Genomic DNA, 26,928 nt, shown 5'->3' with positions numbered 1-26,928 from the left:
GGGCCGCCCCTGACGGGACGGCCCTTGGCTGGTGGGGTGGCTAACGGGACTTGAACCCGCGGCCCCCTCGACCACAACGAGGTGCTCTACCAACTGAGCTATAGCCACCATCGGCCCGCGAGGCGAGCCAGCGAAGATCATACCCCGTCTGGAGCGCTGTCGTCGACGCCCCGCTACTCGGCGGGGCTCACCCGGGCGGCGGCGGCCTTCGCCTGCTCGGAGTCTGGACCCGGCAGTGGCGCCAGCACGGTCTCCCGGTAGTACCGCAGCTCGCGGATCGAGTCCTGGATGTCACCGAGCGCGCGATGCCCGCCGGTCTTCGCGGGGGCGTTGAAGAACACGCGGGGGTACCAGCGGCGCACCAGCTCCTTGAGCGAGCTCACGTCCACCACCCGGTAGTGCAGGTGCTGCATGAGCTCCGGCATGTCGCGCTCGAGGAACTGCTTGTCCATGCCCACGGTGTTGCCCGCGAGCGGCGCCTTGCCCGCGACGGGCACGTGAGCGCGCACGTACTCGAGCACCTGGGACTGGGCGTCCTCCATGGTGGTCCCGGTCGCGAGCTCGGGCAGCAGCCCGGACGTCTCGTGCATGGTGCGGACGAAGTCGCCCATCTGTGCGAGCGCCTCGTCGGAGGGCTTGATGACCACCTGCACGCCGTCGCCGAGCACGTTGAGCTCCGCGTCGGTGACCAGGCATGCGACCTCGATGAGCGCATCGGCCGCAGTGTCGAGTCCCGTCATCTCGCAGTCGATCCAGACCAGGGAAGTGTCAGCCATGGGCCCAACTCTAGGGCGTGGCCGCGACGCGCCTCGCGCGCAGGCGCTAGCCCGAGGGTGCGTCCGCCACGTAGGTGATGGTTCCGACGACGGAACCGCCCTCCTCGACCCAGCCCACGTTGACCATCGTCGCGCCATCCGTCATGGAGACCACCGAGATGCCCGCGCTCGCCTCGCTCTCGCGCTCGAAGCCCGCGGACTCGAGGGCGCTCAGGTAGTCCTCGATCTCCTGGACGCTCGCGGCCTCGATGGTGACGCTGCCGCCCTCCTGCTGGCCGAACGACGCGATGATGGACCCCGGTGGCTCGGGCACCGAGGCGGGCCATGACGACGGCAGGTCCGCCCCGTCGCCGTCGAGACCCAGGTCGACCTCGGCGTCCGTGGTGCCCTCGATGCCCTCCTCGACGATGCGCTCGACCCCCTCCTGAGTCAGCTCCTCGATGGTTCCCGAGCACCCTCCCAGCATGAGTGCGGCCCCGGCTCCCAGTGCTGCGATGCGCAGTGTGCTGGTCATGCGTCCTCCCCCTGTGATGGCGGCCCGCCAACCCCCTGGCGCCGCTCCGTGCCTCCAGGTGTACGCCAGCGGGGGAGGCGGTGCAACAGGAAGGCACTTGACAGCGCCTCGGGCGCATGGTTACTTAGTTACTGAAGTAACTAACCAACATGCCAACCGAGGAGGAGCACGTGGACGACGGCCGGCCGATCTTTCTCCAGATCGCGGAGAGCCTCGAGGCGCAGATCCTCGACGGCTCCATGCGGGAGGGCGAGCAGGTGCCGTCGATCAACGAGCTCGCGCAGTTCCACCGCATCAACCCGGCGACGGCGCTCAAGGGCGTGAGCCTCCTCGTCGACGCCGGGACGCTCTACAAGCGACGCGGCATCGGCATGTTCGTCGCCGACGGTGCACGCGCTCAGCTGCTCGACCGGCGCAAGGCGGAGTTCGCACAGGTGCACCTGCGCCCGGTCGCGGATCGCGCCCGGTCGCTCGGAATCAGCGCCACGGAAATGCAGGACATGATCACAAAGGAGATGGAGCGATGACAGCCATCGTCGAGGCCCAGGGCCTCACCAAGCGCTTCGGCCGTGTGGCGGCCGTCGACGACGTCAGCTTCTCCCTCGACGAGGGGGGCATCCACGGGCTGCTGGGACGCAACGGCGCCGGCAAGACCACGCTCATGCAGCTCATGACGGGGCAGGAGTTCGCCACGTCGGGCCAGGCTCGCATCTTTGGCGAGGCGCCGGTCGAGAACGCGCAGGCGCTGCGCCGCGTGTGCTTCATCAAGGAGTCGCAGGTCTATCCCGACGACTTCAAGGGCAAGCACGTGCTCAAGTCCGCGCCGTGGTTCTTCGACAACTGGGATGACGAGTTCGCGCAGCGGCTCGTGAAGGCGTTCGACGTTCCGCTGGACCGGCGCATGAAGAAGATGTCCCGTGGCCAGCGCAGCGCCATCGGCGTCATCGTGGGCCTGGCCTCACGGGCGGAGCTGACGTTCCTCGATGAGCCCTACGCCGGTCTCGACGCGGTCGCTCGCCACCGGTTCTACGACCTGCTGCTCGAGGACTACGTCACGCACCCGCGCACCGTGGTGCTGTCCACGCACCTCATCGACGAGGCCGCAGGGCTGCTCCAGCGCGTGCTGGTCATCGACGCCGGCCGCATCGTGATCGATGCGGACGCGGACGAGCTGCGCGCCACCGCGACCACCTTCGCGGGACGCGCGGGGGACGTCGAGTCCTTCGCCGCCGGCCGCGACGTCATCGACCGCACCGTCATGGGCGGCCTCGCGTCGGTGACCCTCGCGGGGCTCAGCGACGACGACCTGCGCGCCGCCGCGGCTGCCGGTCTCGAGGCGAGTCCGGTCTCATTGCAGGAGCTGATCGTGAGCCGCACCGGCGGCTTCGAACGAGAGGAGAAGAGCGCATGACCGCCACCGCCATCGCGCCGTCCAGCCCCGTGACCGGGGCTCCCACCCGCATCCTTAGCGTGGTGAGGATGCACATCGCCAACCCGATCGCGACCCTGGTGGTGCCGTGGGTGGTCACCCTCGCGATCTTCGCGATCAACCTCGCGATCTGGCTGATGGTCGCCAACGCCGCCGGCGGCGTCGAGAACCTCGACGAGGGCGCCTTCCAGTACAACGGCGGCGTCTCCTGGATCGTGTTCTTCATGACCGTGGTGGCCGTGCAGGCCATGAACCTCACGTTCCGCTTCGCGCTCGGGTTCTCCGTCACCCGCCACGACTTCTATCTGGGCAGCGCGCTGTACTTCGTGATGCTGTCGCTGCTCTACTCGACCGGTATCACGCTGCTCGCTGGCATCGAGCGAGCGACCGACGGCTGGGGCGTGAGCGGAGCGTTCTTCGCTCCCTGGGGCCTCGAGAGCGAGCCGCTGGCGACCGTGTGGCTGCTGTATCTCATGGCGATGCTGCTGTTCTTCTTCCTGGGCGCCGCCGTCGCGACCGTCTGGGTGCGTTGGCAGGCATACGGCCTGTATGCGTTCTTCATCGGCCTCGCTCTGCTGGTGGTCGGAGGGGGCTGGATCATCACCGCGACCGAGAGCTGGGCGCAGGTGGGGGAGTTCTTCGCCTCGACCTCACTGGCCGGCCTCGCCCTGTGGACGCTGCCGGCGACGGTGCTCAGCGGCGTCGTGGGATTCCTGTTCCTGCGCAAGGCGACTCCACGCGCCTGACGGCGCGCGGACCCGGGCCGATGTGCACCCCGCCTGGGGTGCGCATCGGCCCTTTCGCTGTGCGGTGCAGGGGAGATCTCCGGGTGATCCCCGATAGACACTCAGGGTATACACCGTGTTTATAGTTGCGGCATGGACAGATCACTCGCCCTGCTCGGGCTGATGAGCACGGGGCCCACCCACGGCTACGACCTCAAGAATCGCTACGACGCGATCTTCGGCGCCGCACGCGCCATCGCCTATGGCCAGATCTACTCGACCCTCGCGCGGATGATCCGCGACGGGCTCATCGAGCAGGTGGGGCAGGAGCCGGGCGCCGGCCCCGATCGCAAGCGCTACGCCGTCACCAGCGCCGGTCGCGATCACTTGGCCGCATGGCTGCGCGAGGCGGACACCCCATCGCCTGACCTTCAGACCAACCTGTTCGCCAAGACCGTGCTGGCGCTGCTGCTCGACGACGACGCGGACGCCCTGCTCGACCTCCAGCGCCGCGCCCACCTGGCCCGCATGCGTGAGCTCACGCATGCCAAGGCCGGCGCTGCGCTGCTCGACCGTCTCGCGATCGACTACGCCCTCTTCCAGATCGAGGCGGACCTGCGCTGGATCGACCTGACCAGCGCCCGCCTCACCGACATCGACGAGGAGGTCCGCCACCATGGCTGACCCGATCATCACCGCCTCCGGGCTCACCAAGTCCTTTGGCGCCACCGCCGCGCTGCGAGGCATCGACCTCGAGGTCGCCAGGGGTGAGGTGGTCGCCGTCATGGGCCCGTCCGGCTCTGGCAAGTCGACCTTGATCCACTGTCTCGCAGGCGTGCTCGCTCCCGACACCGGCTCGGTCGCCGTCGACGGCACCGAGTTGACCGCGCTGAGTGCCGATGCGCGAGCGCGGTTCCGCCTGGAGCGCATCGGGTTCGTGTTCCAGTTCGGGCAGCTTCTGCCTGACCTCACGGCGGTCGAGAACGTCGCGCTGCCCCTGCTCATGGCAGGAGCGCGCAGGCGCGACGCGAACGAGCGCTCGCTGCAGTGGCTCGACCGGCTCGACCTGGCCGATCAGGCGGGCAAGAGCCCTGGCGACATGTCGGGAGGCCAGGCGCAGCGCGTGGCCATCGCTCGCGCGCTCGCGCCGCAGCCCTCCGTCGTGTTCGCGGACGAGCCCACCGGATCCCTGGACTCCGTGGCGGCAGAGAACGTGCTGACCGCGATGCTGGACGTGGTGCGCGAGTCCGGCACCACGGTGGTGCTCATCACCCATGACGCCCGTACTGCCGCGCATGCCGACCGCGAGGTCATCGTCCGCGACGGCCTCCTGAGCGGCACCGCGCCCGTGGGGGCACGATGAGGCCGGCGGCAGCACGACTGCTCCTGCTGAACGGCGCACCGGCGTACGGGAGGCTCGCCGGCATCGTCGCGGGCGTCGCCGCCGGAACCGCGATGATGCTGGTGCTGCTGGGCGCGTTCCTCCACCTTCCCGAGCGGGAGGACCGCGTCGCCTGGCTCACGCCGGACGGCGACTACGCGCAGTTCGACGCATCGGACCAGATGATCCCTCGCGAGCCGCAGTCCGACGCGCTGCTGTCCGCCACGCTCGTCGACGTCTTCGACGGCCGCACCTTCGATGGGCTGGCCCTCGCCGTCACCCCGGACACGACGGTGACGATGCCCGCGGACATCGCGCCGCCTGCCGCCGGCGAGTACTACGCCTCGCCCGCGATGATCGAGCTGATCGACAGCGTGCCCGCCTCCCAGCTGGGCGATCGATGGGGCACGCTCCTGGGCCCGCTGCCGGACGAGATGCTGCGCGGACCCTCGCACCGGGCGGTCCTGGCGGGCGTCGACTGGGAGGAGCTCGACACCTGGTCGTCCGCGGTGGTGCAGGAGGAGTTCCGCACGACCGGTCCCAACTCGGCCTCGGCCACCTTCCGCATCGTGGTCGCGATGGGCGCGATCGCGCTGCTGGTGCCCATGGTGCTGCTGATCTCCATCGTGTCCGCGCTCGGGGCCGCCGAGCGTCGCGAGCGCCTCGCGACCGTGCGGCTCATCGGCGCCGGACGCCGGGCCATGGCGATCCTGTCGGGCCTCGAGATGGCCGTCGCCTCGCTCGCGGGTGCGCTCGTGGGCGTGGGGATCGCCGCCGCGGTGCGGCCGCTCGCGGCGCAGCTGAGCATCAACGGCTCGACCATGACGGTCGCGGACGTGACCACGTCGCCGGCCTGGACTGCCGTCGTCGTGCTCGGCATCGCGGCGCTGGGGGCGGGAACCGCCGCCTGGCGTGCGTACCGCGACGACGTGGGCGCTCTGGGCGCCACGCGCGAGCGTGCGGAGAAGCCGGTCACGGCATGGCGCACCAGCACGCTCGTCGCCGGGATCGTGATCTTCGCTGGCTCGACGGCGGCCATCCGCTGGATCCCGAACTCGGCGACCACCTGGCAGTACCCCCTGATCCTGGGATTCGCCCTGATCGCGTTCGGCATCGTCGCGGCGGGCCCGTGGATCACCCGCCGCACCAGCCTCGCGCTGGGCGCCCGCACCTCGAGCGCCGCAGGCGTCGTGGCGGCGGGCCGGCTGGGACGCCACCCGCGGGCCACCTTCAGGGCGGTCGCGGGTCTGGTCGCCGCGGTCTTCATCGTCAGCGTGTTCGCTGGTGGATCGAGCGCGATCGCTGGCGAGTCGCGGGTCGTGGACGCCGAGGGGATGCTCGCCACCGACACCCTGGTGACCTATCTTGGCGACGACGACGATGCACAAGCCCTCGCGGAGGCCGTCGACGGCATCGAAGGTGTCGAGGGCGCCGCGGTGGGCTGGTTCTCGCCCGACGCCACCGTCTCCGGCGTGGTGTTCGCGGCCGACGACGCGCGAGCGATCGGCGCGATCGATGTCCCCCCGTCCGGCCTGGTCGCGGTGGACCTCTTCGACATGATGGTCGGACCGGAGCTGTCCGGCACCGACCGCCCCGGCGTGGCGGAGGCCTCGGACGCCGACCCCACCGCCCTGGAGCCCAGTCACCTGCTCGTGCTCACCGACGGGTCGCGCGAGGCGATCGAGACGGCGCGCACGGCGATCGTGGCCGAGGCTTCCTCGTCCCTGGCGCCCTCGACTCGTGTGGACATGGAGGTGCGGGGCGCCGCGGACGTCAACAACGAGCTGTCGGTCATGGCGTACCTGGGCATGGGGATCGCGATCGCGATCTCCGCCCTCGCGCTGTCAGTGGCGTCGGTCGCCGCGATGCTGGAACGGCGCCGCACCTTCGGTCTGCTGCGCCTGGGAGGCATGCCGGTGCGGCAGCTGCGTCAGACCATCGCGACGGAGGCCGCGGTCCCGCTCGCGGTGACGCTGCTCCTGTCGGCGGTGCTCGGTTTCGCCGTGGCGGGCGCGGTGCTCGAGTCGCTCAGCGACGACCTCTCGCTCCAGTGGCCGGACCCGCGCTACTGGCTCGCGCTCGCGACCAGCCTCGCCGTGGCCGCGCTGGGCATCGTCGGCACGTTCTCCGCAGTGCGGCGCTCGACCGAGCTGGAGTCCACCCGCTTCGAGTGAGGCGACCCGCGCATCGGCCCGTCAGGCGGGCCGATGCGCGAAGGTGCCGCGCTCGTACTGGAACGGCCAGTAGTCGACGCCGGCGCCCAGCTCGTGGGCGGCGCGCAGAGCGAAGTGCGGGTCCCGCAGGAACTCGCGCCCGGCCATCACGGCATCGGCCTGACCCGACGCGACGATGTGCTCCGCGAGGTGAGGCTCCGTCACCAGCCCCACGGCGCTCGTGGGGACACCGACGCGCTCGCGCACCTCTGCCGCGAAGGGCACCTGGTAGCCGGGGCCCACGGGGATGGGCGCGTCCGCGACGTTGCCGCCGGAGGAGACGTCGACGAGGTCCGCGCCTGCGTCTCGAGCCCAGGCGGAGACGGCGACCGTGTCCTCGAGGGTCCACCCCTCGGGCTCCTTCCAGTCGGTCGCGGACAGCCGCACGAACACGGGCACGTCCGCTCCCGCGACGTCGCGCACCTCGCGCACCACCTCCAGCAGGAAGCGTGCGCGGTTCTCGAGGGAGCCGCCGTACTCGTCGGAGCGGTCGTTGCTGAGCGGGGAGAGGAACTCGTGCAGCAGGTAGCCGTGCGCGGCGTGGACCTCGAGCACGTCGAACCCGGCATCCAGTGCGCGTCGAGCGGCGGAGCGGAACGCCGCCACCGCTTGGGCGATTTGGGCATGGCTCATGGGAGCGGGCGTCGCGAGGCCTGGGAACGGGAGAGTGGACGGGCCGAGCGGCTCCCAGCCGCCGTCGTGGGTCGCGATCGCTCCGTGTCCCTCGAGGCCGCGGTGCGTGGAGCCCTTCCGGCCGGCGTGCGCGAGCTGGATGCCCGCGGCGGCGCCCTGCCCATGGATGAAGGCGACGATGCGCGACCATGCATCGCGCTGCTCGTCGTTCCAGATCCCGGTGTCCCACGCGCTGATGCGGCCCTCGGGCGTCACGCCGGTGGCCTCGGCCATCACCAGCCCTGCTCCGCCGCGCGCGGTGCCCCCCAGGTGAACCAGGTGCCAGTCGGTGGGGACGCCATCGCGCTTCTCCACGGAGTACTGGCACATGGGCGCGACCCACAGCCGGTTGCGGAAGGTGACGGAGCGCAGCGTGAACGGGGTGAAGAGAGCGGGAGAGGTCATGCCTCGCGAACGCGCGCACGGCGGTCTCGATTCCCGGACCGCGCCCCCTCCGCGCCCGGCTGCGCCGCCTGGTGGCGTGCGACGGGCGGGCGACCGGGGATGCGGGTCAGGTGTGGCAGGCCAGCCATGGCGGCCGCGGATGTGATGAATGTGAGTGCTCTCGGAGATCGCCCGGAACCCGGACAAACCGGACGAACAGGCGCAGGTGAAGGTTAACATTCGTTATCGAAACGTGATGCCCCTCACTTGCGTGACCCCGAAATGTGAGCGCTAATATTGCGAGCACGGGCCGCTCGCCGGCCCTGAGGGAAACCACCACCAACCCGGCATCGGCGCCGGGACCAGAACGAGGAGGTTTTGGGGAATGAGAAAGAGCTTTCTTTCCACCATCGCACTGGCAGGAGCCGCAGCGCTCGCGCTGACGGCATGCTCGACGGACTCGGACGGCGGCGATGCCACGGCCGACCCGGCCGACGGCGGCGACGCGCCCGCCTCGGACGAGCTGATCACCGTGGGCTTCGCACAGACCGGCGCTGAGTCCGGCTGGCGCTCGGCCAACACGGAGTCCATGCAGACGGCGTTCTCGGAGGAGAACGGCTACGAGCTCGTGTTCAACGCGGCTGACAACGACCCGGCCGCGCAGATCGCCGCGGTCCGCAACTTCATCAACCAGGGCGTCGACGCGATCATCATCGCCCCGGTGGTCGAGGACGGTTGGGACGACGTTCTCCAGGAGGCGGCGGACGCCGGCATCCCGGTGATCCTCGAGGACCGCACCGTCAGTGCCTCCGAGGACCTGTACGCGAGCTGGGTCGGCCTGGACTTCTACCAGGAGGGCGTGATGGCCGGCGAGTGGGCGGCCGAGCAGTACGGCGACACCGAGACCCAGATGGTCGTGCTCGAGGGCACCACCGGATCGGCTCCGGCCAACGACCGTGCCGAGGGCTTCAACGAGGCCATCGCGGGCACCATGATCGAGACGCTCGACTCGCAGACCGGCGACTTCACCCGTGACGGCGGCAAGTCCGTCATGGAGGGCTACATCGCCAACTACGGTCTCGACGGCATCGACCTCGTGTACGCGCACAACGACGACATGGGCCTGGGCGCCATCGAGGCGATCGAGGCCGCGGGCGGCGTTCCCGGCGAGGACATCAAGATCATCACCATCGACGCGGTCGCGGACGGCATGCAGGCGCTCGTCGACGGCAAGATCAACTACATCGTCGAGTGCAACCCGCTGCTGGGCGACCTCGTGTCGCAGGTGGTCAAGGACGTGCTCGCCGGCAACGAGGTGGAGAAGGAGTACTACGTGGAGGACCAGACCTTCACGCAGGAGGAGGCCGCGGAGGTCATCGACTCCCGCCTCTACTGAGTCTCAGCACTAGCCTGAGACCCAGGTCCACGCGCTCCGCCGAGGGGTCGGTCCAACCGGCCCCTCGGCGGGCGCGCCACCTCACGAAGCGAAAGAAAAGGGCAGGACATGCTCGCGGACACTGACGTCCCCCCCGTGGTCGAGATGCGCGGGATCACCATCCGGTTCCCCGGAGTGCTGGCCCTCGACCACGTCGACTTCTTCCTGCGGCCCGGCGAGGTCCACTCCCTCATGGGGGAGAACGGCGCAGGCAAGTCGACCCTCATCAAGGCCCTGACCGGCGTGTACCAGATCGACTCCGGCACCATCGCGGTCGACGGACAAGCGCGCCGCTTCGAGACCACCGCGGACGCTCAGCGGGCCGGCATCTCGACGGTCTACCAGGAGGTCAACCTCTGCTCGAACCTGTCGGTCGGAGAGAACGTCATGCTCGGCCACGAGCCGCGCGGACGCTTCGGCATCGACTGGAACGGCGTCCACCGCGAGGCCGAGCGCCACCTGACCAGCCTGGGTCTCGAGCTCGACACCCGCTCGATGCTCTCGAGCCACTCCATCGCCATCCAGCAGCTGGTGGCGATCGCGAGGGCGATGGTGCTGGACTGCAGCGTGCTCATCCTCGACGAGCCCACGTCCAGTCTGGACCGCGGCGAGGTCGAGCAGCTGTTCAGCGTGATCCGAGACCTGCGCGACAAGGGCGTGGCGATCCTGTTCGTCAGTCACTTCCTCGAGCAGGTCTACGAGATCTCCGACCGCATCACGGTGCTGCGCAACGGCCAGCTCGTGGGCGAGCACCTCATCGACGACCTTCCGCGCGACGCGCTCGTGACCGAGATGATCGGCCGCGAGCTGGGCGACCTCGCCGCGCTGTCCAAGAACGCCGACCGCGAGATCGACCGCACCGGCACGCCGGTGCTGCGCGCGAGCGGCGTGAGCCGGCGCGGCGTGCTGCAGGCCTCCGACATCGACGTCTACGACGGCGAGGTGGTCGGAATCGCCGGGCTCCTGGGCTCCGGGCGCACCGAGCTGGTCCGCATGCTGTACGGCGCGGACAGGGCCGATGCTGGAACCATCGAGGTCGACGGACGCGAGGCTCGCATGCACGCGCCACGCCACGCCATCGGCCACAAGATCGCCTTCTCCTCGGAGAACCGACGCGAGGAGGGCGTGGTCGCAGACCTGACCGTCGCGGAGAACATGATCCTCGGCCTGCAGGCCCAGCGGGGCTGGCTCAAGCCCGTACCCAAGGCCGAGCGGGACGCGATCGTCGCCGAGTACATGGACGCGCTCGGGGTGCGTCCCGCGGACCCCACGCTGCCGGTGGGCAACCTGTCCGGCGGCAACCAGCAGAAGGTGCTCCTGGCGCGCTGGCTCGCCACGGCCCCCGAGCTGCTGATCCTCGACGAGCCCACGCGCGGCATCGACGTCGGTGCCAAGGCGGACATCCAGCGCAAGGTCGCCGAGCTGTCCGAGCAGGGCCTGTCCGTCATCTTCATCTCCTCCGAGCTCGAGGAGGTGCTGCGCATCGCGCAGCGCGTGGTCGTGATGCGCGACCGCGGACAGATCGGCACGCTCGACTCGAGCGACGTCGACATCGACGCACTCATCGACTACATCGCCAACTCCGAGGAAGGGAGCGTGACCCGATGAAGGCGCTCACCAAGCATCGGCTGTTCTGGCCGGCGACGGCCCTGATCACGCTGCTAGTCGTCAACACCGTGGCCAACCCCAACTTCGCGAAGGTCACGGTTCAGGACGGGCAGCTCTACGGCAACCCCATCAACATCCTGCGCGAGAGCGCACCGCTGATGCTGGTCGCGCTGGGCATGACGATCGTGATCGCGACGCGAGGCATCGACCTGTCCGTGGGCGCCGTCATGGCCGTGTCCGGCGCCGTCGCGCTCACCATCATCGACCGCGCCGACGACTCGAACCGCGTCACCGTGGTCGCCATCGCGATCGTGGTCGCCGTCCTCGTCGCGCTCGTGCTCGGCGTGTGGAACGGCTTCCTGGTCTCCGTGCTGGGAATCCAGCCCATCATCGCGACCCTCGTGCTGATGCTCGCGGGCCGTGGCGCCGCGCTGCTCATCACGGACGGCTTCATCACCACCGTCAACTCCGACCCGCTGTCCTACATCGCGAGCGGCTACCTGCTGATCCTGCCGTTCGCCTTCTTCGTGTGGGTCGCCGCCGTGGTGATCGTGGGACTCGTGGAGCGGCGCACCGCGCTGGGGATGCTCACCGAGGCCGTCGGCATCAACCCGGAGGCCAGCCGCCTCGCGGGTGTGCGCTCGCGCGGCATCGTGTGGTCCGCCTACGTCCTGTCCGGCACCCTGGCCGGCATCGCCGGCGTCATCTACGCCTCGAACATCAAGGCCGCGGACGCCAACGCGGCGGGCTACCTGATCGAGCTGTACGCGATCCTCGCGGTCGTGCTCGGCGGCACCAGCCTCATGGGCGGCAAGTTCTCGATCGCCGGAACCGTGATCGGCGTCCTCACCGTGCAGGCGCTCGACTCGGCGATCCTCTTCCTCGGAGTGCCGCCCGCGCAGAGCCCCGTGTTCTTCGCGGCCGTCGTGATCCTGGTGGTGCTGCTGCAGTCGCCGCGTGTCCACCGCTGGGGCCGCTCGCTCGGCTCGAGCGTGCGCCGCACCCCGCAGGAGGCGCCACCCGAGGTCGATGACGACCGTGATGCGGACCGAGCCGAGAACGTCCAGAAGGAGGCCGTCCGATGACCGCCGTGGAGACCGCACAGCCCGAGCGTCGCACCCTGACGGGAGCACTCGGCACGTTCACCAGCCGTCACGCGGCGGTGCTTCCCACCATCGCCGCGGTGGCGATCCTGATCGTGCTCCTGGTGGGCGCGCAGATGTACTTCGGCAACTTCCTGACCGCGCGCAACATGTCCGCGCTGCTGCTGGACAACGCCTACCTCATGGTCCTCGCCGTGGGCATGACCTTCGTGATCGTCACGGCGGGCATCGACCTGTCCGTGGGATCCGTCATGGCGTTCACCGGCATCTTCGGGGCCAGCCTGCTGGCCAGCGGCGTGCCGCTGGTGATCGCGCTGCCCGCGATGCTCGTGTCCGGCGCCGCGATCGGCCTGCTCATCGGCGTGCTGGTGCAGTACTTCAACGTCCAGCCGTTCATCGCCTCGCTCGCCGGGCTGTTCCTGGGTCGCGGGCTCGCGTTCGTGGTCAGCCTGTCGTCGATCCGCGTCGAGGACCCGGCGCTGCTGTGGCTGCAGTCCACGCGCTTTCGCCTGGGCGACTGGTACATCACGCCCACCGGCATCATCGCGATCGTCGCCGTCGTGATCGGTGCTCTCGTGATGCACTTCACCCGGTTCGGCCGCACGGTCTATGCCGTGGGCGGCTCCGCGCAGTCGGCCCGGCTCATGGGCCTCAACGTGGCCCGGACCACCGTCATGGTCTACGTGATCAGCGGCCTGTGCGGCGGGCTCGCCGGACTCGTGCTCACCGCATACTCCGGCGCCGGCTACCCCCGCAACGGCATCGGCACCGAGCTGGACGTCATCGCCGTCGTCGTCATCGGCGGCACGCTGCTGACGGGCGGCCGGGGCTATGTGCTGGGTTCGATGATCGGCGTGTTCGTGTACGGCACCATCAAGACGATCATCTCGTTCATGGGAGCCGAGCAGTCGTGGACCCACATCATCGTGGGTGGCCTGCTGCTGCTGTTCATCGTGGTGCAGCGGGCCATCGTCGCCCGCTCCGAACGAGGGAGCTGACACTGGCCCCGGCCAGCGAGCCGGGACGTGCTGCGCCTGGTCCGTGCCATCATGGCGGCGTGGACCAGGCGCAGCCGCTCGTGGAGCTCACCGGCGCGACCGTGCGATTCACCAGCACGGTCGCCCTGGATCGCGTCGACTTCCGGATGTTCCCGGGCGAGGTGCACTCGCTCATGGGCGAGAACGGCGCGGGCAAGTCCACGCTCATCAAGGTCCTCACCGGCGCGCTGGTGCCGGACGCCGGCGTCCTCACGCTCGACGGCGATCTGCAGCACTTCTCGCGTCCGTATGACGCCCAGTCCGCCGGCATCTCCACGGTCTACCAGGAGATCGACCTGCTGCCCAACCTGTCGGTGGCCGAGAACATCTGGCTGGGGCGCGAGCCGCGCCGGATGGGCCTGATCGACGCGAAGGCGATGCGCCGTCAGGCCGCCGCGGTGCTCGAGGACCTGGGCCTCGAGATCGACCCCGCTGCTCTGCTGGGCTCGCAGTCGCTCGCCGTCCAGCAGCTGGTGGCGATCGCGCGCGCGATCTCGACGAACCTGAAGGTGCTGGTGCTCGACGAGCCCACGTCCAGCCTCGACACGGACGAGGTCGCGGAGCTGTTCCGGGTGATCCGGGACCTCAAGCAGCGCGGCGTCGCGATCCTGTTCGTGTCGCACTTCCTGGACCAGGTGTACGAGATCTGCGACCGCATCACGGTGCTGCGCGACGGGGCCCTCGTGGGGGAGTACCTGACCACGGAGCTGCTGCGCATCGACCTGGTGCAGAAGATGCTCGGGCGCGAGGCCTCCTTCTTCAAGGCTCGCGAGCGCGCCGAGGCCGCCGTCGAGCCGCAGGAGGCGTTCCTCAGCGCTCGCAACGTGAGCGTGGGCAAGGGCATCACGGACGCGGACGTGGACCTGGCCGAGGGAGAGGTGCTGGGACTGGCCGGGCTGCTGGGCTCGGGTCGCACCGAGCTCGCCCGCGCGTTGACAGGCGTCGACCATCTCAGCGGCGGCATCATCCGGCTCGAGCAGAAGGACGTGCACCTCGACTCCCCGCGCAAGGCGCTCTCCCTGGGCGTCGTGTACTCCTCGGAGAACCGTCGCACCGAGGGCCTGGTAGGCGAGATGACCATCGCGGAGAACATCGGCCTGGCGCTGCAGGCGCAGCAGGGCCCGTTCCGCCGCATCAGCCCCGCACGGATGCGGGAGCTGGCCGCCAGCTGGGTCGAGGCGCTCGACATCCGTCCCGCGGACATCGACGTGCCCGTGCGCGCGCTGTCCGGCGGCAACCAGCAGAAGGTCATGCTCGCGCGGCTGCTCGCCCTGTCGCCACGGCTGCTGGTGCTCGACGAGCCCACCCGCGGCATCGACGTGGGCGCGAAGGTGGAGATCCAGAACCTCGTGGGCGAGATGGCGGACAACGGACTCTCGGTGGTGTTCATCTCCGCCGAGCTCGAGGAGGTGCTGCGGGTGGGGGACCGCGTCGCGATCCTGCGCGACGGCCGCATCGTCGAGACGGCCCCGTCCTCCGACCTTAACGTCGACTCCCTGATGGCGCTCGTGTCCCGACCTGACCTCCCGGAAGCCTGACGGCACCGGTCATGGCAGACGACAAGCAGCCGCGCGCGGCCAACATCTTCGATGTGGCCCGCCTCGCCGGCGTGTCCCACCAGACGGTCTCGCGCGTCATCAACGGCATGCCCAACGTGCGTCCAGCGACCAAGGAGCGTGTGGAGAAGGCCATCGCGCAGCTGCGATACAGCCCGTCCCCGGCGGCGCGCGCGCTGGTGACGCGTCGCACCCGCACGCTCGGGCTCATCACGCCGGCGGTCTCCGCCCACGGGCCCACCTCGATCGCGATGCACTTCTCGATGGCGGCTCGCGCCGCCCGCTACACCGTGGACACCGTCTCCACGGCGCCGGACGACGCGGCGGCCGTGCGCGCCGCGGTGGAGGCGCTGCTGCGTCAGCGCGTCGACGCGATCGTCGTGGTGGTCGCGGACGCCGCGGTGCTCGAGGTGGTGCGCGGGCTCGACCTGGGCGTGCCGCTGGTCGCCTCCGCGTCGACCGCGCGGCGCAGCCCGCATCTGGTCTCGATCGACCAGTACCGCGGCGCGCGCGCCGCCGTGCGCCACCTGATCGACCTGGGGCACGAGCGCGTGCTCCACATCGCTGGGCCGCGATCCGCGCCCGACGCATCCGAACGCGTGCGGGGCTGGCGCGAGGAGCTCGCGCAGCACCGTCTCGAGGCGGTCGAGCCTCAGCACGGCGACTGGAGCGCCGCCAGCGGCTACCGCATCGGCATGGACCTCGACCTCGCGGGCGACAGCGCGATCTTCGTGGGCAACGATCAGATGGCGATCGGGGTCCTGTCCGCGCTGCGCGAGCGCGACCTCAGCGTGCCCGAGGATGTGAGCATCGTCGGCTTCGACGACATCCCCGAGGCAGGCTTCCTGTTCCCCCCGCTCACCACCGTGCGCCAGGACTTCGAGGCGCTGGGACGCATGATGCTGCAGAAGGTGCTGGTGTCGCTCGAGGACCACGAGGACCTCGCCGTCGACACCCCGCTGCCCACCGAGCTGATCGTGCGCCGCTCGACGCGGGCCTTCGACGCCAGCTGACGCCTGGCCGAGGTGCCCCCGGCAGGACTCGAACCTGCAACCTACGGATTAGAAGGCCGTTGCTCTATCCATTGAGCTACGAGGGCGCGGGCGCACAGCGCCCGCCTCCAGGGTAGTGCGCGGCCGGGGCCGCTCACGGCAAGCCCGCGCGCATCGGCCGTCCTGTCTCCCGGCACCCTCGTGGCCCGGCCGCCGTTGCCGCAGCGACGTGCCTGGTCACGGTAGCCTGAGCAGTGCGCTTCCCGCCGGGATGGGCGCGAACAGGAGGGACCGCACGGGATGACCATCCGGCCGATCAAGACGTGGTCGTACCCGGGCGCGCTCCTCGACGCGCTCGTGGACACCCGCGCCGTGGTCGCCGACCTCGAGTTCCCCATCCCGCTGGGCGATGCCGAGGACACCGAGCGCCTGCGCGCCCACATGGTCGAGCAGCTCGACCACCACCTGATCCCGCGCGTGCGCGAGGAGGCCTCGCCGGCGATCGTCGTCGTGGCGGGCTCCACCGGCGCCGGCAAGTCGACCGTCGTGAACGCGCTGCTGGGCGAGCAGCTCACGGCCTCCGGAGTGCTCCGGCCCACCACGAAGATCCCGCACGTGTTCCACCACCCCCTCGATGCCGACGTCCTCAGCACCATCGCGCAGGAGGCGACGGTCATCGCCACCGAAGCGGTCCCGCGAGGGCTGGCTCTCATCGACAGCCCCGACCTCGACTCGGTGCGCGGCGAGAACCGCGACATCGCCGAGCGCCTGCTGGAGGCGGCGGACCTGTGGATCTTCGTCACCACGGCGGCTCGCTACGGCGACGCGGTGCCGTGGGAGGCGCTGCGACGGGGCGCCGAGCGCGGCGCGTCGATCGCGATGGTGCTCAACCGCGTGACGGTCGACGTGGCGGCCCAGGTGCGCCGCGAGCTCGTGGACCGCCTCACCCAGGAGGACCTCGAGACGCTGCCGCTGTTCGTCATCCCCGAGGACACCGAGGGCGGCAAGCAGCTACCCAAGGACGTCGTGGGCGGGCTCGGGCGCTGGCTCGACTCGGTCGCCGCGGCATCGGCGGCGACCATCGTCGAGCGCACCATGCACGGTGCCACGGAGTCGCTCAAGGAATGGCTCGAGACGCTCGCGGAGCGCATGGACGATCAGGCCTCCGCGGCCAAGGAGGTCAGGGCCGAGGTGCGCCGATGCGCCGCCCAGGCGGAGCACCGGGGCGGCGACACCTGGTTCGAGGAGATCGCGACGGGTTCGCTGCAGGCGCGCTGGCGCGCGGCCCGCGCCGAGGGCGGGCCGCTCCACAAGCTGCGCCACAGCGCCTGGGGCCGGCGCCGCAGCGCCCGTGAGCAGCGCGACGCCGTGCTGGCGGAGATCCGAGCGGACCTGCTGGAGTCCGTCGAGGCGAGCCTGTCCAGCGCGGCGGCCGATGCGCAGGACGCCATGGTCGCGGCCCTCACCCACGGCGACGAGTCGCCTGGCAAGTGGCTGGCCGAGCAGCGCGACCCGCGCGAGGCGCGCACGGTCCGCGAGCGCAGGGCCTCCGACGCGACGCGCGCGTGGCTCACGAAGGTCTCCGAACAGGCGCTGCGCATCCCCGGAGCGGAGCGCGGGACCGAGATGATCGGCGAGGAGGGCGTCGCGATCGCTCTCGCGTGCGCCGCGCTGGGCGTCGACGACGCACGCGCCGTGCTGGGCGTGCTGGTGACGCCGTCGCTGGGCGACGCCGTGCACCTCGCGCAGGCGGAGCTGACCGGAGCCCGCCGGTACTGCATCAATCGCGAGGCGCTCGACATGATGAAGCCCACCGACGTGCCGTCGCTGCTGCCGGAGACCTCGTCCACGGTGCGCCTGCGGCGAGCTGAGCTGCGCGGTCTGATGTGAGGGGGCTCGCGTGACAGTCCAGTTCGAGCACCTCGCCCCCAGGGACGAGACCACGGTGCTGCGCGCACGCGTCGACCGCCTGCGCGCCTCCATGGAGTGGGCCTCCGACGCGATCCCGCCGGCGGTGCGTGCCCAGGTGCACGAGACGATCGCGCGGTGCGACGAGCGTCTCGGCATGGGAGTGGACCACACGATCGTGGCGCTCGCGGGTGGCACGGGCTCCGGCAAGTCCACGCTCTTCAACGCCATCGTGGGCAGCGAGTTCGCCGTCCCCGGCGTGGCGAGGCCCACCACCTCGCACGTGAGCGCGGCCGTCTGGGGCGGGGGAGCCGACGCGCTGCTGGACTGGCTCGAGGTGGATCGGGACCGGCGCCTCGAGCGCGACCTCGACCCGCTCGACGAGGCGGACGAGGCCAGCCTGCGCGGCATGGTGCTGCTCGACCTGCCGGACCATGACTCCGTCAACGCCGACAACCGCGCGATCGTGGACCGCGTGGTGCCGATGGCGGACCTGCTGCTGTGGGTCGTGGACCCGCAGAAGTACGCCGATCACGCTCTCCACGAGTTCTATCTGCGGACCGCCTCCGAGCGAGACCGCCCGTCCCTGGTGGTGCTCAACCACGTGGACCGGCTGTCCACCGAGGACGCCTGGGAGGTCGCGCGCGACCTGCAGCGGCTCCTCGCCGTGGACGGCATGACCCAGGTGCCCGTGATGCCCGTGAGCGCGCGCACCGGGCACGGCCTGGACATCCTGCGCGCCGAGCTCGCCGGAGCCGTCACGGCGCGCACCGTCGCGGCAGAGGCGGTGCGCGCCGATCTCGTCAGCGCTGGACGGGCCCTCGCTGGCGCACTCTCGAAGGACGCGGATCCCACGCTGCCGGACATCGACGAGCTCGTGACCGCTCTCGCCCGCGCGGCGGGAGTCGAGGCGAGGGCCGATGCGGCGGCCGCGTGGGCGCGCGGAGCCAGGCAGGAGGCGCTGGAGCCGTGGCGCGTGTCCGTCGCGACGGTCGAGCGCGAGCGTCTCGACTGGATCGACGCGGCGACCGACGGCCTTCCGGGGACCTGGAGAAAGGTGGTCGCGGAGGCCGTGGAGCCCGCGCCGGACCTGGCGCGACGCATCGAGGAGGCGCTCGAGGACGCCGCGTGGCCGCCCGTCGACCCGCCCCAGGGCTGGCGAGCCCTGTTCGCCAAGTCCGCGCTCGCATCGGGCGTCCGCAAGCGCACGCTGCAGGCGGGGCGCGACGCCGTGCGCCGCGAGCTCGAGCCGGCGGTGCTCGAGCCCACCGAGACCATCCACCAGGCCTATCGTGCGCTCGACGAGCTCACCGAGCTCGACTGACCTGCCCACGCCGGAGGGACCAGCATGAGCCAGCAGCCACCCATCGTCGCCGTGCTGGGGGCGGGGAACATGGCCGGTGCGGTCGCCCAGGCGATCGCCGCGGGTGGCACCGCGGCACAGGTGCGCCTGACGACCGGCGGCTCCGAGCCCGGTTGGGCGGACGCCTTCGCGCACGTCACGCATCGCGCGCTCGCACAGGACGCCGACGCCAACCGGGAGGCCGTCGCAGGCGCTGACGTGGTGATCCTGGGGGTCAAGCCGCACGCGATCGTCGAGCTCGCGCGCGAGATCGCGCCTGCGCTCGAGCCGGGCGTGCTGGTGCTGAGCGTCGCCGGCGGCGTCACCCTGGAGACGCTCACGGCTGCCCTTCCTGCGCACGCGGTCGTGGTGCGCACCATGCCCAACACTCCGGTCGCGGTGGGGCGCGGCATCACCGCCTACGCGATCGCTCACGGTGCTCCGGCGGAGGCCGATGCCCGGGTGCAGGCGCTGCTCGCGCCGACGGGCACGGTGGAGCCGATGCCGGAGTCGCTGATCGATGGTTTCTCCGCGGTGGTCGGCTCGGGCCCCGCCTACGTGTACGCCGTGATCGAGGCGCTGCGCGCAGCCGCCGTCGACCAGGGACTGAGCGAGGACGTCGCCGCTCGACTGGTGCCGGAGATGATCGCCGGCTCCACCGCGTACCTGACCGCGACGGGCCGGGAGCCGGGCGAGCTGCGCGAGGAGGTCACGAGCCCTGGCGGCTCGACCGCCCAGGCGCTGCGCGTCTTCGAGGAGCGCGGGCTCGCCGAGGCGCTGCGCGCGGGCGTGGCAGCCGCGACCGCGAGGGCGCGGGAGCTCGGCCAGGCCTGAGCCCATCCCCAGGACACTGATGCGCGGGGTCTGTCCCCAGCGCGGGCGTCCCCGTCTCGCAATGCCGTCCACGCCTGTCCCACCCTGGGCTCAGCCGCAGAGCGCGGCACGAGTCGAGGAGGAGACATGAATGATCTGACCATGGTGGTGACCGGATGGGTCGCCACCGATCCCAAGATGGTGCTGACGCGGGAGGAGAACGGGACCGACATGTGCTCGTTCCGCGTCGCGCAGACGTCGAGGTACTTCGACCGCAGCAAGCAGGAGTGGGCCGACAGCGGCACCGAGTGGTTCACGGTGCGCGTGTTCCGCGACGCCGCGTGGTCCGTGCGCAAGTCGATCCACAAGGGCCAGCCGGTCATCGTCGAGGGCAGGTTCCGCACCCATGAGTGGACGGACGGCAACAAGGAGAACCACGTCGACCTCCAGCTGGATGCCTCGTGCGTGGGTCACGACCTGATGCGCGGCGTCGCGGACTTCACCCGGACGGTCATGGCGGACGAGGCGCCGGCCGGCGCTGGCCAGGAGGGGTCGCCCGAGCCCGACGACGGTGCGGTGCCGGAGGAGCTCGAGGAGGACTCGGTGGAGGAGCGTCCGGCCGTCCTCGCGTGAGACCCGTCCCGCGCGTCGCACCCCCTCAACGGCGCGCGGGACGTCCGCGGCGACGGCGCGGCGGGGAGCGCCGGCGACCGCGTAGGCTTGAGGCCATCTGTCCAGGCGCAACGGCGCCGTACACCCCCGACCTCACGGAGCAGCAGTGGCTGAGTTCATCTACACGATGCAGAAGGCGCGCAAGGCGCACGGCGACAAGGTCATCCTCGATGACGTGACCATGGCCTTCTACCCGGGCGCGAAGATCGGCGTCGTGGGTCCCAACGGAGCCGGAAAGTCCACGATCCTGAAGATCATGGCCGGGCTCGAGGAGCCCTCGAACGGCGAGGCGCGGCTGAGCCCCGGCTACACCGTCGGCATCCTCCTGCAGGAGCCGCCGCTCAACGAGGACAAGACCGTGCTGGGCAACGTCCAGGAGGGCGTCGCCGAGATCAAGGGCAAGCTGGACCGCTTCAACGCGATCTCGGAGGAGATGGCCAACCCTGACGCGGACTACGACGCGCTGCTGGCGGAGATGGGCACGCTCCAGGAGGAGCTCGACCACGCGGACGCGTGGGACCTCGACAGCCAGCTCGAGCAGGCCATGGACGCGCTGCGCTGCCCGCCGGCTGACGCCGACGTGACGGTGCTCTCCGGCGGCGAGCGCCGCCGCGTCGCGCTGTGCAAGCTGCTGCTGGAGAAGCCTGACCTGCTGCTGCTGGACGAGCCCACGAACCACCTCGATGCCGAGTCCGTGCTGTGGCTCGAGCAGCACCTGTCCAAGTACTCGGGCGCCGTCATGGCCGTCACGCACGACCGGTACTTCCTCGACCACGTCGCGGAGTGGATCTGCGAGGTCGACCGGGGTCGCCTCTACCCGTACGAGGGCAACTACTCGACCTACCTCGAGAAGAAGCAGGAGCGCCTGCAGGTCCAGGGCAAGAAGGACGCCAAGCTCTCCAAGCGCCTCAAGGAGGAGCTCGAGTGGGTGCGCTCGAACGCCAAGGGCCGCCAGACCAAGTCCAAGGCTCGTCTCGCACGCTACGAGGAGATGGCCGCGGAGGCGGAGCGCACCAAGAAGCTGGACTTCGAGGAGATCCAGATCCCGCCGGGCCCGCGCCTGGGCAACGTCGTGATCGAGGCCTCGGATCTCAAGAAGGGCTTCGGCGAGCGCGTGCTGATCGACGACCTGTCCTTCACGCTGCCCCGCAACGGCATCGTGGGCGTGATCGGCCCCAACGGCGTGGGAAAGACCACCCTGTTCAAGACCATCGTGGGCCTCGAGCCGCTCGACGGCGGGGACCTCAAGGTGGGAGAGACCGTCAAGGTCTCCTACGTCGACCAGTCGCGCGGGGGCATCGATCCCAAGAAGTCACTGTGGGAGGTCGTCTCGGACGGCCTGGACTACATCCAGGTGGGCAGCGTCGAGATGCCGTCGCGTGCCTATGTGAGCGCCTTCGGCTTCAAGGGCCCGGATCAGCAGAAGCCGGCCGGCGTCCTGTCTGGCGGCGAGCGCAACCGCCTCAACCTCGCCCTCACGCTCAAGGAGGGCGGCAACCTGCTGCTGCTCGATGAGCCCACCAACGACCTCGACGTCGAGACCCTGGGCTCGCTCGAGAACGCCCTGCTCGAGTTCCCCGGCTGCGCCGTGGTGGTCAGCCACGATCGCTGGTTCCTCGACCGCGTCGCGACTCACATCCTCGCGTACGAGGGCACCGAGGAGGACCCGGCGAACTGGTACTGGTTCGAGGGCAACTTCGCGTCCTACGAGGAGAACAAGGTCGAGCGCCTGGGTGCGGACGCCGCGCGTCCCCACCGCGTCACCTACCGCAAGCTCACGCGCGACTGACGGCCGTGGTGCCCCCAGCAGCGGCGGTGCCGTCGCCGTCGCCGTCCTACTCGCCGGACCCGTTCTACCTCGATCCGACCATCTGGCCCGAGGCGCCGGGCTGGCTGTTCCCCGCCGTGATGACCCTGCTGGGCATCGTGGGCATGGTCGTGGTGGTGCTGCTGTTCATGTGGCGGCGGGCTGCCCAGTACGACAAGGCGGCGCGTGAGGCGCGACGGCCCAGCGAGTGGGTGGACCTGTCCAAGCTCGAGAAGGGCGGCAGGTGGGCGGACGAGGAGTCGATCGGCCCTCGCACGCGTGAGGACCGCGGGCGCACCAAGCGCGACGAGGACGACCCGGACCGCCCCTAGGCACCGCACTCCCGCGCCTGCCTGAGCGCCCCACCGGTCCGTGGGTGCCGTTCTCAGGCTCACGCTGCGCCCTGGCGGTCGGCGAGTGACTCCGGCCCGCTACGGTGACGGCATGAGCCGCATCCACGTCCCTGTCTCCCTGCGCTGGTCCGACCTCGACGCCTACGGGCACGTCAACAACGCGGAGATGCTGCGCCTGCTGGAGGAGGCCCGCATCCGGGTGTTCTGGGCGGACGCCGGGGCGGGGGAAGCCGGTGCGCCGACCGCAGTGATCGATGGCGGGCCCGGCGCTGACACCGTCACGCTGATCGCGAGCCAGCAGATCGAGTACCTGCTGCCCGTGCCCTATGTGCGCCAGCCGCTGGACGTGCAGCTGTGGATCGGCCGCATGGGCGGGGCGAGCCTCGAGATCTGCTACGAGGTGTGCTCGCCCGCCGGTGAGAAAGAGCAGCTGGTCTACACCAGGGCGGCGACCACGCTGGTGCTGGTGGACGCGCAGACGCAGCGTCCGCGCCGCCTGAGCGATGACGAGCGCGCCGCGTGGGCTCCGCACGTCGAGGAGCCCGTCACGTTCCGACAGCGTTGACGGATCTGACCGCCAGGGCGCAGCCGAGCCGCGGGAGCGACACTCAGGGACCGATGGGGCGCTCAGGCGTGGGGGAACGCAGAAGCGCCGGTCGGACCTGACGGACCGACCGGCGCTTCTGGTGCGACGTGGGACTTACGCGGTGAGCGAGTCGACCCACTCCTGGTTGGCGGCGACCCAGTCGGCCACGATCTGCTCGTAGTCGCTGGAGTCCGCGCCGTTGAGCTGGTTCTCGAGGTCGTAGAGCGCCTCGGCGTCCATCGTGAAGTTGCCGAGCCACTCGGCGACCTCAGGGAAGTCCTCGGAGATGCCGGTGCGACCGTAGGTCACGATCTCCTCGGCCTCACCCATGACACCCTCGGGGTCCTCGAGGTTCTTGATGTCGTAGGCGCCGTAGGCCCAGTGGGGCTCCCACAGCGTGACGATGATGTTCTCGCCGTTCGAGGTGGCGGTGTCGAGCTCCGAGAGCATCGCGGGGGTCGACGAGGTCAGGAACTCGTAGTCCGACAGCTCGTACGTGTCGATCGCGTTCTGGGTCGCGGTCGTCAGGCCGGCGCCGGGCTCGATGCCCACGATGCGGGCGCCCATCTCGTCGACGTACTCGGGCAGATCCGCGATCGAGTCGACAGGTGCGTCGGCGTTCACCGCGATGGTGAGAGCGGCGGAGTCGAACCACGCGCCGAGCTCTTCCATGTCATCGCCGTACTGGTCGATGTAGTCGGCGTGGGTGAGCGGCAGCCAGACATCGGTGACGATGTCGTAGTCGCCGTCCGCGACGCCCTGGAACGCGACGGCAGCATCAGCGTTCTCGAGGGTGACGTCGTAGCCCTTGGACTCGAGCACGTTCTCCCACAGCAGCGAGGTCGCGAGCGACTCATCCCAGCCGTTGAAGACCGCGAGCGTCAGCTCGCCGCCCTCGGTGGTCTCCTCGGTGTCGGTGCCCTCCGCGCCGGTGGCGGCGTCGTCGGTGGTCTCCTCGTCAGCGGACGAGCAGCCCGCGAGCACGAGGCCCGCAGCGGCGGTCACCGCGAAGGCGGTGGCAGTGCGCTTCATCATAGGTTCTTCCTTTCTCAGCGAGCGGAGTCTCCGCCGCCGAAAGCATCGCCGGCCGCGTCGTGCGGCCCGATGCGCGCGACCGTGGGGACGGTCGCGAGGTCTTGGGTGGGCATCGGCCGAGGTGCTCTCGACCGCTGCGTTGATCGAGTCAGACCACGGTTCCTGGCTCGCGGCGCGGACCAGCGGTCTCGAGCTCGCGCGCGTCGAGGCGTGCCTGCTCGTCGGCCTCGCGCTGGACCTTTCGCCTGCGGGTCCAGCGCCCGTAGAGGCCTTCGCCCTTGCCGATCGACGCGGTGAAGCGGTCTAGCAGGATCGCCAGCACCACCACCGACAGGCCAGCCTCGAAGCCCAGGCCGACGTTGAGGGCGGAGATCGCCTGGGCGACGTCGCCTCCCAGTCCGCCCGCGCCCACGAGGCCCGCGATGACGACCATGGACAGCGACAGCATGATGATCTGGTTGATGCCCGCCATGATGGACGGCATCGCCAGGGGGATCTGGATCTGGCGCAGGATGCGACGCGGCGTGGCGCCGAACGCCTCGCCGGCCTCGACGACCTCCTTGTCGACCCCCCGGATGCCCAGCTCGGTGAGGCGAACGCCGGGAGCCATCGCGAAGATGAGCGTCGCGATGATGCCGGGCGCGACGCCGATGCGGAACAGGAAGATCGCAGGCACCAGGTACACGAACGCCGGCAGGGTCTGCAGGAAGTCCATGATGGGCTTGACGATCGCGGACACCTTGTCATTGCGAGCGGCCCAGATGCCCAGCGGGATGGAGATGACCACCGCGAGGAACGCGGCGACGATCACGAGGGCGAGGGAGTCGACGGCGTTCTCCCACTGGTCGACGCCGACGATGAACAGCAGCCCCACCACGGCGCCGGCAGCGAACTTCCACCCGCGTGCCAGGAGCGCCGCGATGGCGATGACGACGATGACCACCCACACGGGGGGAGTGGCGAACACCCAGTCCACGGCATCGAACATCCAGATGAACATCTGACGCAGGGCGTCGAAGAGCCACTGGAACGTGTCCTCGATCCACGTGAGTGCGGCCTTGATCCAATCGCCTACGGGAATGCGGAAGTCCATCACGCACCTCCCTTCGCCGTCGAGGCGTCGAGCACCTTGTCGACCACCTCGCCGGGCAGCGGCTCGGTCACGGGAATCGCGGACCCCGCAGCCTCGGGCTCGCCGCCCAAGGCTGCCAGCAGCGTGACACGGGGGATCACGCCCACGAGGCGCTCCTTGTCATCGACGACGGCGAGGGCGAGCGCAGCCTCGAGCGACGGGATGAAGAGGTCTGCCAGCGCGGTGTCGTGGGACACGGCGCCGTGGTCGGTCTTGATCGCGGGGGCCAGCGACTTCTCGCCCCTGCGCACCAGGTCCATGACGTCGCGGTCGCGCACCCAGCCCAGGATGGTCCGGTCGCGCTGGGTGACGTACAGCGCCGAGAGCTCGTTCTCGCGCATGGCCGTGAGCGCGGCGTGCGGTCCGGAGTCCTCGCGGATGACGGCTCGCGGCTTGCGCATCACGGACTCAGCCGTGAGCACCTTGGTGCGGTCCACGTCCTGCACGAACTGCTCGACGTAGTCATTCGCGGGGTTGGTGAGGATGTCCTCGGGCGAGCCGATCTGCACGATGCGGCCGTCGCGCATCACGGCGATGCGGTCGCCGATGTACATGGCCTCGTTGAGGTCATGGGTGATGAAGACGATGGTCTTGCCCAGCTCGGACTGCAGCTCGAGCAGCTGATCCTGCATCTCGCGCCGGATCAGCGGGTCGAGAGCGGAGAAGGCCTCGTCCATGAGCAGGACGTCGCTGTCGGCGGCGAGGGCGCGGGCGAGGCCCACACGCTGCTGCATGCCGCCGGACAGCTCGGAGGGGTGCTTCTCCTCCCAGCCCTTGAGTCCCACCACCTCGGTGACCGCGAGGGCGCGCCTGATGCGCTCGTCCTTGCTCACGCCCTGGATCTCCAGTCCGTACGCGACGTTGTCGATGACCGTGCGGTGGGGCAGCAGCGCGAAGTGCTGGAACACCATCGACACCTTGGTTCGGCGGATCTCCCGCAGCTGCGCCGGATTCGCGTCGGTGACGGACTCGCCGCCGATCTCGACGGTGCCTGCGGTGGCGGGCTGGAGGCCGTTGAGGGCGCGGATGAGGGTCGACTTCCCGGAGCCGGACAGCCCCATCACCACGAAGATCTCTCCGCGCTGGACCTCGAAGGAGGCGTCGATGACGGCTGCGGTCGCGCCGTCCAGCTCATCACGCGAGGCTCCCTCGCGCAGTCGCTTGACGGCGGTCTCCGGCTGCTTGCCGAACACCTTGTACAGTCCGTCAGCTCGCAGGGCGATGCTGTCGTTCACTCGTATCCTCAGCTCCCCGGGCGTCACTCGGGGCTCTCTCGCGGCCTCACGCGACGAGGGGACTCGCAGCCGTCGGACGGCAGTCACGGGCCCGCGTGACAGCGACAGGTGCCGCCGCCAGCGCTCGCCGTCAGGGCGCGCTCCACGTTCGGGCGCAGCCCGAGGCCTGGGCTGGTCATTGGCGCTTCGGTCGTGACTGACGCGAACCCCGAAACGGCTT

The 26,928-nt window shown here is 70.3% G+C and carries 25 protein-coding genes and 2 tRNA genes; 19 read left to right on the top strand and 8 right to left on the bottom strand.

Features of this window, described 5'->3' with window-relative positions:
• Positions 1–32: 32 nt before the first annotated feature.
• The 3 genes from Dac01nite_RS01010 to Dac01nite_RS01000 form a co-directional block, all read right to left on the bottom strand.
• Positions 33–108, bottom strand: a tRNA-His gene (locus Dac01nite_RS01010).
• A gap of 65 nt (positions 109–173) precedes the next feature.
• The gene (orn, locus tag Dac01nite_RS01005; RefSeq protein ID WP_203652924.1) at positions 174–776 is read right to left on the bottom strand and encodes an oligoribonuclease; all 603 of its coding nucleotides are present in this window, start codon (positions 774–776) and stop codon (positions 174–176) included.
• A gap of 46 nt (positions 777–822) precedes the next feature.
• Positions 823–1,290: a hypothetical protein gene (locus tag Dac01nite_RS01000; protein ID WP_203652923.1), complete on the bottom strand. Its 468-nt coding sequence runs from the start codon at positions 1,288–1,290 to the stop codon at positions 823–825.
• A gap of 149 nt (positions 1,291–1,439) precedes the next feature.
• Between Dac01nite_RS01000 and Dac01nite_RS00995 the strand changes: the two genes are divergently transcribed.
• The 6 genes from Dac01nite_RS00995 to Dac01nite_RS00970 all read left to right on the top strand — a co-directional run bounded on the left by Dac01nite_RS00995 (position 1,440) and on the right by Dac01nite_RS00970 (position 6,999).
• Complete coding sequence (locus tag Dac01nite_RS00995; RefSeq protein WP_203652922.1) at positions 1,440–1,817, top strand: GntR family transcriptional regulator; 378 nt, start codon at positions 1,440–1,442, stop codon at positions 1,815–1,817.
• Positions 1,814–2,701, top strand: coding sequence for an ABC transporter ATP-binding protein (locus Dac01nite_RS00990; RefSeq protein ID WP_203652921.1), 888 nt, complete (start codon positions 1,814–1,816; stop codon positions 2,699–2,701). The genes Dac01nite_RS00995 and Dac01nite_RS00990 overlap by 4 nt, the downstream gene beginning before the upstream one ends.
• Positions 2,698–3,465 (top strand): ABC transporter permease, encoded by a 768-nt coding sequence (locus Dac01nite_RS00985; protein WP_203652920.1) that lies wholly within the window; start codon positions 2,698–2,700, stop codon positions 3,463–3,465. Before Dac01nite_RS00990 ends, Dac01nite_RS00985 begins: the two co-directional genes overlap by 4 nt.
• Positions 3,466–3,597: 132 nt before the next feature.
• Positions 3,598–4,128: a PadR family transcriptional regulator gene (locus Dac01nite_RS00980; RefSeq protein WP_203652919.1), complete on the top strand. Its 531-nt coding sequence runs from the start codon at positions 3,598–3,600 to the stop codon at positions 4,126–4,128.
• Positions 4,121–4,807 carry an ABC transporter ATP-binding protein gene (locus Dac01nite_RS00975; protein ID WP_203652918.1) on the top strand — a complete coding sequence of 229 codons (687 nt, stop codon included), beginning with the start codon at positions 4,121–4,123 and terminating at the stop codon, positions 4,805–4,807. The genes Dac01nite_RS00980 and Dac01nite_RS00975 overlap by 8 nt, the downstream gene beginning before the upstream one ends.
• Positions 4,804–6,999 carry an ABC transporter permease gene (locus Dac01nite_RS00970; protein WP_203652917.1) on the top strand — a complete coding sequence of 732 codons (2,196 nt, stop codon included), beginning with the start codon at positions 4,804–4,806 and terminating at the stop codon, positions 6,997–6,999. The genes Dac01nite_RS00975 and Dac01nite_RS00970 overlap by 4 nt, the downstream gene beginning before the upstream one ends.
• 21 nt (positions 7,000–7,020) lie before the next feature.
• Here Dac01nite_RS00970 and Dac01nite_RS00965 read toward each other — a convergent pair whose 3' ends face one another.
• Positions 7,021–8,115 (bottom strand): NADH:flavin oxidoreductase/NADH oxidase, encoded by a 1,095-nt coding sequence (locus tag Dac01nite_RS00965; RefSeq protein WP_203652916.1) that lies wholly within the window; start codon positions 8,113–8,115, stop codon positions 7,021–7,023.
• A 364-nt stretch (positions 8,116–8,479) separates the two neighbouring features.
• Between Dac01nite_RS00965 and Dac01nite_RS00960 the strand changes: the two genes are divergently transcribed.
• From Dac01nite_RS00960 to Dac01nite_RS00935, 6 genes are all read left to right on the top strand, one after another.
• The gene (locus tag Dac01nite_RS00960; protein WP_203652915.1) at positions 8,480–9,490 is read left to right on the top strand and encodes an ABC transporter substrate-binding protein; all 1,011 of its coding nucleotides are present in this window, start codon (positions 8,480–8,482) and stop codon (positions 9,488–9,490) included.
• Positions 9,491–9,598: 108 nt separating this feature from the next.
• Complete coding sequence (locus Dac01nite_RS00955) at positions 9,599–11,137, top strand: sugar ABC transporter ATP-binding protein (protein WP_203652914.1); 1,539 nt, start codon at positions 9,599–9,601, stop codon at positions 11,135–11,137.
• The gene (locus tag Dac01nite_RS00950) at positions 11,134–12,222 is read left to right on the top strand and encodes an ABC transporter permease (RefSeq protein ID WP_203652913.1); all 1,089 of its coding nucleotides are present in this window, start codon (positions 11,134–11,136) and stop codon (positions 12,220–12,222) included. The genes Dac01nite_RS00955 and Dac01nite_RS00950 overlap by 4 nt, the downstream gene beginning before the upstream one ends.
• Complete coding sequence (locus Dac01nite_RS00945) at positions 12,219–13,238, top strand: ABC transporter permease subunit (protein ID WP_203652912.1); 1,020 nt, start codon at positions 12,219–12,221, stop codon at positions 13,236–13,238. Before Dac01nite_RS00950 ends, Dac01nite_RS00945 begins: the two co-directional genes overlap by 4 nt.
• Before the next feature lie 59 nt (positions 13,239–13,297).
• Positions 13,298–14,815 (top strand): sugar ABC transporter ATP-binding protein, encoded by a 1,518-nt coding sequence (locus tag Dac01nite_RS00940; protein WP_203652911.1) that lies wholly within the window; start codon positions 13,298–13,300, stop codon positions 14,813–14,815.
• A gap of 11 nt (positions 14,816–14,826) precedes the next feature.
• Positions 14,827–15,846, top strand: a complete 1,020-nt coding sequence (locus tag Dac01nite_RS00935) for a LacI family DNA-binding transcriptional regulator (protein ID WP_203652910.1) — start codon at positions 14,827–14,829, stop codon at positions 15,844–15,846.
• 13 nt (positions 15,847–15,859) lie between these two features.
• On the opposite strand, the gene Dac01nite_RS00930 is transcribed toward Dac01nite_RS00935, so the two are convergent.
• Positions 15,860–15,932: transfer RNA gene (locus tag Dac01nite_RS00930), tRNA-Arg, on the bottom strand.
• A gap of 193 nt (positions 15,933–16,125) precedes the next feature.
• Here Dac01nite_RS00930 and Dac01nite_RS00925 point away from each other — a divergent pair.
• The 7 genes from Dac01nite_RS00925 (at position 16,126) to Dac01nite_RS00895 (ending at position 23,285) form a co-directional block, all read left to right on the top strand.
• Positions 16,126–17,715, top strand: coding sequence for a GTPase family protein (locus tag Dac01nite_RS00925; RefSeq protein WP_203652909.1), 1,590 nt, complete (start codon positions 16,126–16,128; stop codon positions 17,713–17,715).
• Positions 17,716–17,725: 10 nt separating this feature from the next.
• Complete coding sequence (locus Dac01nite_RS00920; protein WP_203652908.1) at positions 17,726–19,057, top strand: GTP-binding protein; 1,332 nt, start codon at positions 17,726–17,728, stop codon at positions 19,055–19,057.
• A gap of 24 nt (positions 19,058–19,081) precedes the next feature.
• On the top strand, positions 19,082–19,909 hold the full coding sequence (proC, locus tag Dac01nite_RS00915) for a pyrroline-5-carboxylate reductase (RefSeq protein ID WP_203652907.1): 828 nt from the start codon (positions 19,082–19,084) through the stop codon (positions 19,907–19,909).
• A 126-nt stretch (positions 19,910–20,035) separates the two neighbouring features.
• Complete coding sequence (locus tag Dac01nite_RS00910) at positions 20,036–20,521, top strand: single-stranded DNA-binding protein (RefSeq protein WP_203652906.1); 486 nt, start codon at positions 20,036–20,038, stop codon at positions 20,519–20,521.
• 145 nt (positions 20,522–20,666) lie between these two features.
• A complete protein-coding gene (gene ettA / locus Dac01nite_RS00905) occupies positions 20,667–22,349 on the top strand; it encodes an energy-dependent translational throttle protein EttA (RefSeq protein WP_203652905.1) in 1,683 nt (560 codons plus the stop codon).
• Positions 22,350–22,354: 5 nt separating this feature from the next.
• The gene (locus tag Dac01nite_RS00900) at positions 22,355–22,699 is read left to right on the top strand and encodes a hypothetical protein (protein ID WP_203652904.1); all 345 of its coding nucleotides are present in this window, start codon (positions 22,355–22,357) and stop codon (positions 22,697–22,699) included.
• A gap of 112 nt (positions 22,700–22,811) precedes the next feature.
• Positions 22,812–23,285 carry an acyl-CoA thioesterase gene (locus tag Dac01nite_RS00895; RefSeq protein WP_203652903.1) on the top strand — a complete coding sequence of 158 codons (474 nt, stop codon included), beginning with the start codon at positions 22,812–22,814 and terminating at the stop codon, positions 23,283–23,285.
• Positions 23,286–23,420: 135 nt separating this feature from the next.
• Here the strand turns inward: Dac01nite_RS00895 and Dac01nite_RS00890 are convergent, their stop codons facing one another.
• The 3 genes from Dac01nite_RS00890 to Dac01nite_RS00880 form a co-directional block, all read right to left on the bottom strand.
• Entirely contained in the window at positions 23,421–24,341 is a 921-nt protein-coding gene (locus Dac01nite_RS00890; RefSeq protein ID WP_203652902.1) for a glycine betaine ABC transporter substrate-binding protein, read from the bottom strand.
• 148 nt (positions 24,342–24,489) lie between these two features.
• Positions 24,490–25,437 (bottom strand): ABC transporter permease, encoded by a 948-nt coding sequence (locus Dac01nite_RS00885; protein WP_373307222.1) that lies wholly within the window; start codon positions 25,435–25,437, stop codon positions 24,490–24,492.
• Positions 25,434–26,708 (bottom strand): quaternary amine ABC transporter ATP-binding protein, encoded by a 1,275-nt coding sequence (locus Dac01nite_RS00880; RefSeq protein WP_203652900.1) that lies wholly within the window; start codon positions 26,706–26,708, stop codon positions 25,434–25,436. The genes Dac01nite_RS00885 and Dac01nite_RS00880 overlap by 4 nt, the downstream gene beginning before the upstream one ends.
• Between the last annotated feature and the right edge of the window lie 220 nt (positions 26,709–26,928).

The organism is Demequina activiva (assembly GCF_016862815.1).
In the GTDB taxonomy this organism is placed as follows: domain Bacteria; phylum Actinomycetota; class Actinomycetes; order Actinomycetales; family Demequinaceae; genus Demequina; species Demequina activiva.
The sequence above is the reverse complement of the archived record's forward strand: the minus strand, read 5'-3'. Positions and strand labels throughout refer to the sequence as shown.

What these genes read in the sequence shown, in the direction of transcription:
- orn (WP_203652924.1), bottom strand. Translation starts at nt 776, where the DNA reads ATGGCTGACACTTCCCTGGTCTGGATCGACTGCGAGATGACGGGACTC.
- Dac01nite_RS01000 (WP_203652923.1), bottom strand. Translation starts at nt 1,290, where the DNA reads ATGACCAGCACACTGCGCATCGCAGCACTGGGAGCCGGGGCCGCACTC.
- Dac01nite_RS00995 (WP_203652922.1), top strand. Translation starts at nt 1,440, where the DNA reads ATGCCAACCGAGGAGGAGCACGTGGACGACGGCCGGCCGATCTTTCTC.
- Dac01nite_RS00990 (WP_203652921.1), top strand. Translation starts at nt 1,814, where the DNA reads ATGACAGCCATCGTCGAGGCCCAGGGCCTCACCAAGCGCTTCGGCCGT.
- Dac01nite_RS00985 (WP_203652920.1), top strand. Translation starts at nt 2,698, where the DNA reads ATGACCGCCACCGCCATCGCGCCGTCCAGCCCCGTGACCGGGGCTCCC.
- Dac01nite_RS00980 (WP_203652919.1), top strand. Translation starts at nt 3,598, where the DNA reads ATGGACAGATCACTCGCCCTGCTCGGGCTGATGAGCACGGGGCCCACC.
- Dac01nite_RS00975 (WP_203652918.1), top strand. Translation starts at nt 4,121, where the DNA reads ATGGCTGACCCGATCATCACCGCCTCCGGGCTCACCAAGTCCTTTGGC.
- Dac01nite_RS00970 (WP_203652917.1), top strand. Translation starts at nt 4,804, where the DNA reads ATGAGGCCGGCGGCAGCACGACTGCTCCTGCTGAACGGCGCACCGGCG.
- Dac01nite_RS00965 (WP_203652916.1), bottom strand. Translation starts at nt 8,115, where the DNA reads ATGACCTCTCCCGCTCTCTTCACCCCGTTCACGCTGCGCTCCGTCACC.
- Dac01nite_RS00960 (WP_203652915.1), top strand. Translation starts at nt 8,480, where the DNA reads ATGAGAAAGAGCTTTCTTTCCACCATCGCACTGGCAGGAGCCGCAGCG.
- Dac01nite_RS00955 (WP_203652914.1), top strand. Translation starts at nt 9,599, where the DNA reads ATGCTCGCGGACACTGACGTCCCCCCCGTGGTCGAGATGCGCGGGATC.
- Dac01nite_RS00950 (WP_203652913.1), top strand. Translation starts at nt 11,134, where the DNA reads ATGAAGGCGCTCACCAAGCATCGGCTGTTCTGGCCGGCGACGGCCCTG.
- Dac01nite_RS00945 (WP_203652912.1), top strand. Translation starts at nt 12,219, where the DNA reads ATGACCGCCGTGGAGACCGCACAGCCCGAGCGTCGCACCCTGACGGGA.
- Dac01nite_RS00935 (WP_203652910.1), top strand. Translation starts at nt 14,827, where the DNA reads ATGGCAGACGACAAGCAGCCGCGCGCGGCCAACATCTTCGATGTGGCC.
- Dac01nite_RS00925 (WP_203652909.1), top strand. Translation starts at nt 16,126, where the DNA reads ATGACCATCCGGCCGATCAAGACGTGGTCGTACCCGGGCGCGCTCCTC.
- proC (WP_203652907.1), top strand. Translation starts at nt 19,082, where the DNA reads ATGAGCCAGCAGCCACCCATCGTCGCCGTGCTGGGGGCGGGGAACATG.
- Dac01nite_RS00910 (WP_203652906.1), top strand. Translation starts at nt 20,036, where the DNA reads ATGAATGATCTGACCATGGTGGTGACCGGATGGGTCGCCACCGATCCC.
- Dac01nite_RS00895 (WP_203652903.1), top strand. Translation starts at nt 22,812, where the DNA reads ATGAGCCGCATCCACGTCCCTGTCTCCCTGCGCTGGTCCGACCTCGAC.
- Dac01nite_RS00890 (WP_203652902.1), bottom strand. Translation starts at nt 24,341, where the DNA reads ATGATGAAGCGCACTGCCACCGCCTTCGCGGTGACCGCCGCTGCGGGC.